The sequence below is a fragment of the Phocaeicola sartorii JCM 17136 = DSM 21941 genome (genome assembly GCF_054653615.1).
In genome coordinates this window covers 915762-927521 of sequence record NZ_BAAIFW010000005.1, presented here as the reverse complement: position 1 = coordinate 927521, position 11760 = coordinate 915762, and the positions used below count along the sequence as shown (strand labels likewise).

The 11760-nt window shown below is 46.1% G+C and carries 7 protein-coding genes; 2 read left to right on the top strand and 5 right to left on the bottom strand.

Translation table 11 applies throughout. From position 1 onward, the window contains the following. Window positions 1–52 precede the first annotated feature (52 nt). Together ACYQ0C_RS03980 and ACYQ0C_RS03975 are read left to right on the top strand one after the other, a co-directional pair. Window positions 53–1612, top strand: a complete 1560-nt coding sequence (locus ACYQ0C_RS03980) for a Gfo/Idh/MocA family protein (protein ID WP_025076752.1) — start codon at window positions 53–55, stop codon at window positions 1610–1612. A gap of 159 nt (window positions 1613–1771) precedes the next feature. Continuing rightward, window positions 1772–3373 (top strand): ATP-binding protein, encoded by a 1602-nt coding sequence (locus tag ACYQ0C_RS03975; protein ID WP_025076751.1) that lies wholly within the window; start codon window positions 1772–1774, stop codon window positions 3371–3373. A 221-nt stretch (window positions 3374–3594) separates the two neighbouring features. Here ACYQ0C_RS03975 and ACYQ0C_RS03970 read toward each other — a convergent pair whose 3' ends face one another. The 5 genes from ACYQ0C_RS03970 to ACYQ0C_RS03950 form a co-directional block, all read right to left on the bottom strand. Beyond that, the gene (locus ACYQ0C_RS03970) at window positions 3595–4764 is read right to left on the bottom strand and encodes a TolC family protein (protein WP_016277038.1); all 1170 of its coding nucleotides are present in this window, start codon (window positions 4762–4764) and stop codon (window positions 3595–3597) included. Window positions 4765–4774: 10 nt separating this feature from the next. Next, window positions 4775–7858 (bottom strand): efflux RND transporter permease subunit, encoded by a 3084-nt coding sequence (locus ACYQ0C_RS03965; protein ID WP_016277037.1) that lies wholly within the window; start codon window positions 7856–7858, stop codon window positions 4775–4777. Between the two features lie 11 nt (window positions 7859–7869). Next, window positions 7870–9087, bottom strand: coding sequence for an efflux RND transporter periplasmic adaptor subunit (locus ACYQ0C_RS03960; RefSeq protein WP_016277036.1), 1218 nt, complete (start codon window positions 9085–9087; stop codon window positions 7870–7872). Between the two features lie 94 nt (window positions 9088–9181). Continuing rightward, the gene (locus tag ACYQ0C_RS03955) at window positions 9182–9682 is read right to left on the bottom strand and encodes a DUF6769 family protein (RefSeq protein ID WP_016277035.1); all 501 of its coding nucleotides are present in this window, start codon (window positions 9680–9682) and stop codon (window positions 9182–9184) included. A 29-nt stretch (window positions 9683–9711) separates the two neighbouring features. Then, window positions 9712–11748 (bottom strand): M13 family metallopeptidase, encoded by a 2037-nt coding sequence (locus ACYQ0C_RS03950; RefSeq protein WP_025018678.1) that lies wholly within the window; start codon window positions 11746–11748, stop codon window positions 9712–9714. Window positions 11749–11760: the final 12 nt, after the last annotated feature.

Here is an 11760-nt window from a genome sequence, read left to right as displayed (position 1 = left end):
CCGCAGTAGGCAGACAACCATTATTTTAATTATAACTTTTAAATCACCAAGTATGAAAATTTTTAAATCACTGCTGATCAGTGTGTGTATGGGCACTACTTTATGTGCATGTTCACCACAAACAGCGAACACAGAAGCCAACAATCAGATTACCACTGCAGGGGATGCATGGAAATGGGAAAAAGGAACCATCGTCATTGACACTCCGGAACGTCCTGCAGGACAAAAAAGTGTTTTAGGACTCACCACTCCGAAAATGGAAGTAGTACGCGTAGGATTTGTCGGCCTGGGCATGCGAGGTCCCGGCGCCGTATCACGCTTTACACACATTCCCGGCACACAAATAGTGGCGTTATGCGACTATGAAGCGTCACGCGCAGAGAATTGCCAGGAAATATTAAAGAAAGCCTCCATGCCGAAAGCAGCCATCTACTCAGGTGAGACAGGGTATGAAGAGCTTTGCAAACGCGATGATATCGACTTGGTATATATCGCGGCAGACTGGCTGCATCATTTTCCCATAGCCCGATGCGCCATGGAGAACGGCAAGAACGTAGCCATTGAAGTGCCTTCTGCAATGACCCTCCAGGAATGCTGGGATTTGGTAAACCTCAGTGAGAAGACACGCAAGCATTGCATGATTTTGGAAAACTGCTGCTATGACTGGTATGAAATGAATACGTTGAATATGGCGCAACAAGGAGTCTTCGGTGAAATAATCCGTGCACAAGGCGCTTATATCCATGATTTAAGCCCGTTCTGGGAACATTACTGGAAAAACGGAGAAAACGACAAACTGGGATGGCGTCTGGAGTATAACATGAAACATCGCGGTGACGTATATGCTACTCACGGCCTCGGCCCGGTGGCACAAGCTATGGATATTCACCGCGGCGACCGCGTGACTACACTGGTTGCCATGGATACCAAATCGGTAATCGGCAAGGAACTGGTTGAACAAAAAACCGGCAAAGAGTGTAACGACTTCCGTAATGGAGACCACACCACCACCTTGCTGCGCACAGCCAACGGCAAGGTCATTGAAATACAACATAACGTCATGACTCCGCAACCTTACAACCGCTTGTACCAACTGACAGGAAGCAAAGGTTTCGCCAACAAATATCCAGTAGAAGGATACGCCTTGGACGCCAAGCAGCTGAATGCTTCAGGTGTTCAACCCAAAATAGACAACTTGAACGCACACGGATTCCTTCCTAAAGCGGAAATGGACGCACTGGTGGAAAAATACCAGCACCCCATCTTGAAGAAATACGGTGAGATAGCCAAAGAAGTAGGCGGACACGGTGGTATGGACTTTATCATGGACAGCCGTCTGGTATATTGCCTGCAAAACGGGCTGCCTCTGGATATGGACGTTTATGACTTGGCGGAATGGTGCTGTCTGGCTGAATTGGGCCAGATATCCATGGACAACGGCTGCGCAGCCGTAGCCTTCCCTGATTTTACCCGTGGCGAATGGAACGTGATAAAAGGATACAAGCACGCTTACGCCAGTGCCGAGGCCGAAAAAGAAAGCATGGAAAAGGCAAAAGCGTTTACCGCCAAACTGAAAGAGCAAGGAGCCAAAGAATGGGCTGAGGCTAAATAAAAGACAGCAAGGGCTAACCCTTCCAAAAAGAAAGTATATCGCATAAAAATGCGTAGCTTGTACCTGCACAAGGACGGCTACGCATTTTTTTTTAATAACCTTTCCATTTCTCACTTTTATTTGCTACATTTACATCCTCATCAAGCATCCAGTAAAGCCATGTACAACACTAAACAAGACCTGTTAACAGAAGAGAACAAGCGTTTGAGAGAAGAGATAGAGCAGCTCAGGAAAGAAAATGAATTACTAAAATTCCCGCAATCCTCGGGCTGTCTTCCGCAGTTCCTGATAGACCAGATGGACGCTATCATCTTTATCAAAGATGCAGGCAACGACTTCCGGTACTTTATGGTCAATGAAAACTTTTGCAAAGTACAACATCTTTCCAGGGCAGAAATCATCGGAAAGAACGATTACGAAATCTTCCCTCCGGATGACGCCCGGAAGTACCGTGAAGATGACGAGAAAGCCGTTTACGGAAAAACAAGCTACTCTTTTCAAGAAGAGGTGAACCTTCCCGGACAAAACAAAATCATTCTGAAAACCACCAAATCTTATGTAAGTGCATCCAATGGAAACAAGTTTTTGGTATGCATCTCGCACGATGTAACCCAAAGCGTCGAAAAAGAAACAAGGCTGAAAAATGCCATCGAGATAGAACAGGCAGCGCATCAGATGATGAAAGCCATCTTCCACAAGCTTCCATCGGCCATCCTTATAAAGGATATAGAAGACAATTACCGTTTCTATATTGTCAATAAAAAATTCGAACAGATGTGCAATATGTCCAAAGAAATATTAATAGGCAAGACGGATTACGATGTTTTCCCTAAAAGCGAAGCCGACAAATACAGAAAAGACGATATAGAAGCCTCCCTATATACCGAAAGCGACCCGATGGTTATTCAGGAAATAGTCACTTCACCTGACCGTGACGTGAACACCCATCTGCAAACGTTCAAATTCTCTTTCAGTTTCAAAGGCAAAAGTCTGCTGATATGCGTAGGAGTTGACATCACCCTGCAACACCAGATGATGGAACAAATAAAAGAGGCGCTGGAAAAAGCCGAGCAGGCAGACAGACTGAAATCGCAATTTATCACGAACATGAGCCATGAGATAAGAACACCGCTGAACGCCATCATCGGCTTCTCCCAACTGATTGCCGAAACAGAGGATAAAGAGGAGCAGAAGGAATACCACCGCATTGTGACACAGAACAATAACCTGTTACTGACCCTCATAGAAGATGTGCTGAATCTTTCCGAGCTAAACTCGGGCAACGTGAAATTCAATAATACTGAGTTCGACTTCGCCGATGCTTTCAGAGACTTGTACACACAGATGAAAGAAAAAGTATTCCGCCCGGAAGTCACATTCACTACCACCCCATCACTCCCGTCCATTTTGGTAAGGACAGACCGGGAACGTATCATCCAAATTATCGGAAACCTGGTGACAAATGCCGCTAAGTTCACCTCAAAAGGAACCATCCAGATGGGATACGCATGCAAAGACAACGGACTGGAAATATATGTGAAAGATACTGGCTTGGGCATTAAAGCCAAAAATCTGGAGAGCATATTCAACCGTTTCAAAAAGCTGAACCCTTTCATTCAAGGCACCGGACTGGGACTTCCTATCTGCAAGTCGATAGCAGAACAAATGGGAGGCAGGATTTGGGTGGAATCCGAATTTGGAAAAGGATCGACTTTCTATGTATGGATTCCTTGTGTCGTATCTTCTATAAAGGATAAATAAAGTTCAATGAAAAGAAAAATAGAAAGAGACAGAAAGATGTCGCACGTCATCTATACGACCATGGAGACAAAAAAGGAATGACATATAAAGAAACGCAGATTTACGCAAAAGCTCCATTCAACCTGCGTCAATCTGCGTTTCACCAAGATTCTTCACAATGACCGGAATAACCATAAAGTACACCCGGTCACCGCCTTGAAAAATTCCACTTTCATTCTCTCCTACAGACCGTTCTTGTAGATATTCGCCATCACCTTCTGGTATTGGTTCTCTATCTGCATATACGCCTGGAGGTTCTTATAAATACTTTCCGTTTCCACAAAATATTCAATCAATGAAATCTGTCCTTCGGTCAATGCCTGCTTCAACAAGTCCAACGAACGGTACATCAAAGGGACATCATATGCATTCAGGGCATCCTTCAACTGCTGCATCTCATTGAAGAGTGACATCAGAGAAGCCTCAACCTGCTCCTTGGCACTTTCCTGCATCAGTTGTGCGCTGATAGCCTGCGCCTTGGCTATCTTTACCTTTTTGCGGTTTTGAAACAAAGGCAGGGAGCCGCCTACCACAAAGCCATTCATCGAAGCCACATCATCCGTGTTACGGCGGAAACCGACTTCCAGTTTCGGCAACCAACCTTGACGGTCTACCGACACCTGCTTCTCGGCGGCACGGGCAACGGCAGCGGTGGTCTGCAGGTCAAGGTCCGATGCCATCACTTCATCCCGCATGACGTTGTAATCGTTGATTTCCTGTATGGAAGGATAGGTGGTTTCCGCAAACTCCAAAGGCATATTGCCGTTCATGGCAAGCAAAGACTGTAAGGCTGTGCGGTGGGCTGCGCTGTTTTGGGCAACTTCCGTCTGCACGTTCATGCGTTCCATCTTGATTTTGTTGACTTCCAGTATGTTCGCGTCACCGTTGTTCAGGCGTTTTTCATAAAGTGCCTGCAACTCATCGGCGTTCTTCATACGGATATCCATCAAGGTCTTTTCCTGATTCAACAGAATAAGGTCCAGACAGAGATTCTTCGCATTCAGCAGAATATCCCGACGAGCAGCCTGTTGTTGCTTGTCCACCGCTTCGTTCTGCAATGTAGCCTGCCGGTTGCGGGTGATGTACTGGGTAGGGAAATCAAAACCTTGCGAAGCGACGAATTCCGTACCGTGACCACCTTCGGCAGCATTGCTGTAGAAAGAACTGTAACTCACCGTAGGGTCAGGCAAGTTGTTGTTTGTCCGGTTTTCCATCTTGGTCGCATCGGCGGCATGTTTCTGCGCCTTGAGTTCTTTATTGTTCTGCTCGATACTTTTCAAGATGTGATCAATGCTTTGGGCCTGCATCAGCAAGGGGGAGCAGAGGGCTATTATAACTAAGATTCGTTTCATATTATTTCTATTATTTCTTCTTTCGGTTCATCAGTTCATAAACAATCGGGATGATGAAAGCGTTCAGGAAAGTCGATGTCAGAAGACCTCCCAGAATAACTTTCGCCATCGGACTTTGTATCTCATTACCCGGCAAATCGCCACGGAACGCCAAAGGTATCAAAGCCAGCGCGGAAGACAAGGCAGTCATCAGGATAGGGTTCAAACGGTCCAACGAACCGTGGAGAATGCTTTCTTTCAACTCCATGCCTTCTTCGCGCAACGTATTGTAATGACTTATCAACAACATACCATTACGGGTAGCAATACCAAACAACGAGATAAAACCGATGATAGCCGGAATGCTTATCTCGCCCGTTGTCATCATCAATGCAAATACCCCACCAATCAACGCCAAAGGTAGATTCAACAGAATGACTCCACTTTGGGCCGCATTCTTAAACTGGGTATAAAGCAACAGAAAGATAACCACGATACTCATAAAGGAAGTAAGCATCAGCGTACGGCTGGCCGCCTGCTCACTTTCAAACTGACCGCCATATTCCACATGATACCCTTCGGGCAGTTTGATTTGCGCATCAATCCGTTCCTGTATATCATTCACCACGCTGCGCAAATCACGACCGCTGGTATTGGCGGAAATCACAATCTTACGCTTCACGTTCTCACGGCTGATGGTATTCGGTCCCATGGCAGAAACCACATCGGCTACATAGTTGACAGGTATTTTCTGACCGTCACCGGTATCAATCATCAGGTTGCGCACTTTCTCCATCTCATCACGCACCTCGTCCTTGGTACGGACAATAAGATTAAACGCCTTGCCTTCTTCATATACCTGCGAAACGACTTCACCCGCCATGTTTACTGATACAAACTCGGCAAAGTCCGGTAAGGAAATACCGAATTTGGCAAGCATCTCGCGTTTAGGAACAATCTTGAGCTGCGGACGTTCGATTTGTTGTTCCACATTCAAGTCGGCAATACCCTCCACACTGCTGATGGCATCCTTTATCTGATTGCCGATGGCAAACATCTTGTTCAAATCGTTACCAAACAGTTTGATGGCAATGTTGGCCTTGGTACCCGAAAGCATGGCATCGATGCGGTGGCTGATAGGCTGGCCTATTTCGATATTCGCACCGGTAATGGTAGATAACTTGGCACGCACATCGGCTACCAGTTCCTGGCGGGAACGGTCTTTCAATTCAAACGGGGCCTCAATTTCACTCACGTTAACCCCTAATGCATGCTCATCCAGTTCGGCACGTCCCGTTTTACGGGCTACGGTCTGTATTTCGGGAATAGACATCAGCAACTCTTCCGCACGGTGTCCCATCTTGTCCGATTCTGCCAAAGAGATTCCCGGCAATGAACTGATATTAATGGTGAACGAACCTTCATTGAAAGATGGCAGGAAACTACGTCCTAATGTAAAAAACATAACCAATGCCACCGCAAACAGTCCACCCGTAAAGCCCAATACTGCGGATTTATGATTCAAGGACCATAACAAGGCATTGCGATAATGCTTTTTCATCCATACGGCAATAAATGCCTCTTTCGGCAATGCCTTACTTTTATTGTTGCCCAACAGATAGCTGCACAGTACCGGAGTGAGTGTCAAAGCCACCACCGTAGAAGCAAACAACGCCACAATAAAGGCAATGCCCAACGGAACCAACATACGCCCTTCCATTCCTGTCAGGAAAAACAAAGGAACAAAGCTGACTACAATAATCAAGGTAGAGTTCAATATAGGCATACGCACTTCCTTCGAAGCATTGAACACCACTTCAATCACGCTCTTACGTTCCCCTTCGGGCAACAAGCGGTTCTCGCGCAGGTGCTTCCATACATTTTCCACATCCACAATAGCATCATCCACCAACGAACCAATGGCAATGGCCATACCACCCAAACTCATGGTATTGATGGTGAGTCCCATATAGTGAAGAGTCAATATAGAAACAATCAATGACAACGGAAGGGTTACCAATGAAATAACCGTGGTACGTACATTGGCAAGGAACAAGAAGAGGACAATCACCACGAAAATAGCACCTTCGTACAACGAATCCTTCACATTGCCGATAGAACTTTCAATAAAACGGCTCTGACGGAAAATATCTGTAGAAACGTGTACATCAGCCGGAAGATTCTTCTGCAAATCCTTCAATGCAGCCTCCAATTGCTCTGTCAGTTCAATAGTCCCGGTCTTGGGTTGTTTGGTAACGGTCAGCAGTACGGCAGGTTTTCCCCTCTCCGAAGCAGTACCCAGTCTGGGTTCCTGCGAACCAATCCTCACATCGGCAATATCCTCCAATGTAACGGGCACTCCTTCCACCTTCTTGATGACGGAACGTGACAACTGAGCCACATCGTGGCTGGAAAGCACCCCGCGGACAATATATTCGTTTCCATATTCATAAATCACTCCGCCATTGGCATTCTGGTTCATGTTACGGGTAACGTTCATCACCTCTGCCAACGTAACATTGTAATGTTTCATGCGGGCAGGGTCAAGCAATACCTGATATTCCTTGATATCACCTCCCAGCACGGCAACCTGTGCCACACCTCCCGTAGAAAGCAGGCGCGGACGGATAGTCCAGTCTGCCAGTGTACGAAGATCGAGCATGGAAGTAGTATCCGAAGTCAGACCGATAATCAGCAACTCACCTAAAATAGAGGACTGAGGTCCCATGGTAGGTTTACCTACATTCTCGGGCAGCTCCTCGCTGACCAAGGACAATTTCTCACTGACAATCTGACGAGCCAGATAGATATCGGTATCCCATTCAAATTCCACCCACACCACGGAAAAACCATTGGTGGAAGATGAACGCACCCGGCGCACATGAGTCGCACCGTTCACGGCAGTTTCTACAGGGAAGGTCACCAATTGTTCCACCTCCTCGGCAGCCATACCATTCGCTTCGGTCATAATCACTACAGTCGGTGCATTCAAATCGGGGAACACATCGACTTCCGTATGAAAAGCCGTGTAAGTACCGCCGATAAGCAGCAAAACCGATGCCACCAGAACCAATATACGGTTCTGAAGGGAAAAATGTATAATCTTATTTAGCATAGGACGGCTGATTAATGTTCATGACTATGAGCCGGAATCGCATTGCTGGCCGATGCTAATTTCACCTGATAGGCTCCCTTTGTTACCACACGGTCACCGGCTTTCAAACCGGTCAGAATCTGCACTTCCTTTCCGTTGCTCGCTCCCAAAGTTACCTCCTGTTTCTTATATCCTTCCTCATCCAGTTGCAGATAAACAAAGTACAAGCCTTGTTCTTCGGTCAGTGCCGTAACAGGCAAGGCCAGCACATCGGGCATTTCCGACGAGAGCAGATACACCTCCACATACGAACCGGGAATCACATCTCCCCGATTGTCAAATTCGAAAGTAACAGGTACATAGAAAGAAGTACCACCGGATGCTTTACCGTATGAAAGCAGACGCCCTTTCAACTCACCCAACTCATATACCTTATTATCGTATGGAGTCTTGAAATTTGCCGACTGGATGCTATGCAGATAACCATAATATTTCTCGGAAACATCTGCACGAAGGAACAGACGACGGTTCTGAGTGATACTCACCAAAGGCTGGCCTACCGATACATAGTCACCTTCCTGCACCAGACAATTCTTGATATAGCCCCCCAAAGGAGCCGTTACCGACACTCCTGTCTTGGTCTGGTTCTTTGAAATAGCCCCGTATGCCAATTGCGCGTTTTCATAACTCTCCTTGATGGTATTGAAGTCCTTCTGCGATATAATCTGGCTTTCTACCAATTTGGCGGCACGTTCGTATTCTTTCTTTGCCGTTTCGTATGCAATGCGGGCACGTTTTACAGGGTCTCCGTCCGGCATGTTCTCGGCAGAGATATTCAAGATGGAAGCACCCTTGCTCACGCTCATACCGTCCGTTACCGGATGGCGGAAAGAAACCACACCGGCTACATTGGCAACGACTACGCTTTCATCGCCTTGTGCTGCCTGCACCTGTCCGCTGGTCGTTATCACCTGACGAAATGCCTTAAGCTGGATTATTTCCGATTCTACTCCGGCTGCTTTCGCTTTTTCGGGAGCCAGGATAATTTCATCAGAGTGACCGGCTGCTGCAGTTTCCGTTCCGTGATTATGTCCTTCGTGACCTTCACTCTCGTGGTCATGACCTTCATGATCGTGGTCATGCGATTCTTCCGTTCCATGGTCATGCCCTTCGTGGTCATGACCCGATTTACTGTTGCAAGAGCCTAATAGGAATAATCCCATGACTCCCATAAAGATAAGTTTCTTCATGATGATATAATTTGTTCTTACTTTTTAAATTAAATACAAAATTAGCGGATAGAAAATACAACAAAACTGCGGATAGAAAGACGCTTTCTATCTGTCAAGCAAGAACATTACAAGGAGGGGCGCGCAAGCCCTTTACGTGGGGGAGACACGTAGAATGCAGTTTTTCTAAATAGTAATTACAAGGTAATGCTTTGTGCTCTGTCAACCGTAGTGAGAGCACCAGCACATCCGTCACCGTATATAGCAGCAAACAAAACGAATAATCAGGAGAAACACTATCTTGAGCCCGGTCCGGAGTTACACTTTTAAACTTGGTCACGCACCCGGCGTTACATGTATGGCTCTCATCGGAATGATCGTGCTGATGATGTTGCGAGGGACATTGACAGTCGCACATAGTCATATCATGCTGCAAGCAAAGAATTTCCCGATGATGATGATGAGGCAAAACGGATGCTGTCAACATGATAATGCTGACCCACATCAATACCCACGCTATGTATCGTCTCCGTTTCATCGGGCACAAAAATAGTTTTTTATCATGTAAATTCCAAAAAGAAAGCATGGTAAATGCCGAGATATCAGCAATTACCATGCTTTTTTATGATCTTTTACGTACAGAGTTTACCAGATAGAAACACGTTTTTCCGGAGCCAGATACATTGCATCCCCTTCTTTGATACCAAAAGCATCATACCATGCACCTATATGAGGGAGCGCTCCGTTCACACGCCATCTGCCCAATGAATGCGGGTCAGACTTCGTTTGCAAGCGAATCTGCTCATCGCGGACATTGCCCGCCCACACTCCGGCGTAAGACAGGAAGAAGCGTTGTTCCGGAGTAAATCCGTCTTCTACCGCCAGCGGAGCATCTTTTGTCGCATTCTTGAACGCTTGGAAAGAAACCTGCAAACCACCATGATCGGCTATATTCTCCCCCAAAGTCAAAGAGCCGTTGGCGTTGAGCCCTGGTAAAACCTGAATGCTATCAAAGAAATTCACCATCACCTGGGCACGTTCTTCAAAATGTTTGGCATCTTCAGCTGTCCACCAGTCCTTCAAATTACCCTCTTTGTCGAACTGACGTCCCTGATCATCGAATCCATGAGTCATTTCATGACCGATAACCACGCCGATAGCTCCATAATTGAATGCGTCATCGGCATTCATGTCAAAGAATGGATATTGAAGAATACCTGCCGGGAAACAAATCTCGTTCGTGGTCGGATTATAATAGGCATTGACTGTCTGCGGAGTCATTCCCCATTCATCTCTGTCAACCGGCTTGCCTGCCTTGGACAACATATAGTCCAGCTCGAATTCTGTAGCACGCTTCACATTGGCCCAATAAGAATCTTTTTCAATATTCAAGCCTGTATAATCCCTCCACTTATCAGGATAGCCCACCTTCACATAGAATGAGTTCAACTTCTCAATGGCTTTCATCTTCGTACTGTCACCCATCCATTCCAGATTCTGGATACGTTCTCCTAATGCAGTCTGTAAATTCTTCACCAACTGCACCATACGTTCCTTTGCAGCTGCCGGGAAATATTTTTCCACATACATCTGACCTACCGCTTCACCCAGTACTCCATTCACCGTACTTACCGCACGCTTCCATCGAGGCTGGTTGGCCTGCTTGCCGGATAATGTCTTTCCATAGAAATCAAAGTTCTGTGCCACCAAATCATCGCTCAGGTAACCGGCAGCCCTGTCTATCAGATTCCATTGCATATAGGCTATCTGATTTTCAACCGGCACACTGTTGATAATCTTCTCAACCTCTTTAACTGGCTCCACTTGAGAAACACTCAGTTCGGCCACCTCTTTCACACCGATGCCATTCAAGAAAGCATCCCAATCAATACCCGGAATATCCTTCTTCAATTCATCCAAAGACATTTTATGATAATTGGCCGCAGGGTTACGCTGTTCCACCGCACTGAAAGAAGCCTTCGCAATACGAGTCTCGATATCCATCACAGCCTCCATTTTCTTTGTGGCGGCAGCCTCATCAAAACCTGCCAATTGGAACATCTTTACAATATGTTCCTTATACTTATTACGGATATTGACAGTTGCATCATCGTTGTCCAGATAATATTCCTTTTCACCCAGACTGATACCACCTTGATACAGTTGGAACAAATTGCTCTTGCTGTCCATGATATCGGCACCCACATAGAAACTGAAGTAAGGAAAAACACCACTATGAGCCAGTTCCGCCATCAAAGGAACTATTTCCGATTTCTCCTTCACGGAAGCAATTTTCTCTAAATCAGCTTGAATAGGAGTTACTCCGTCAGCATTCAGTTTCACACTGTCCATGGCCAGATTATAAATATCCCCTATTTTCTGGCCTATTGTACCTTGCGCATTCTGTCCGGCAGCAATTTCTACGATCAGTCCTTTCAGTTGCTCCCGGTTATTCTCGGCAAGCATATCAAATGAGCCGAAACGGGAATATTCATTGGTCAAGGGGTGTTTCTTCATCCATCCGCCACAAGCATACTGATAAAAATCAGTTCCTTGAACAGCCGTAGTGTCCAAATTGGTCAAATCTATACCTGAAGTCATGACGGCTTCCTTTTTACTGTCACATCCGGCAGCTGCTGCCAGAGCCAATACAGCCATTGGTAAATAATGTTTTGCTTTCATTTGTTCTATATA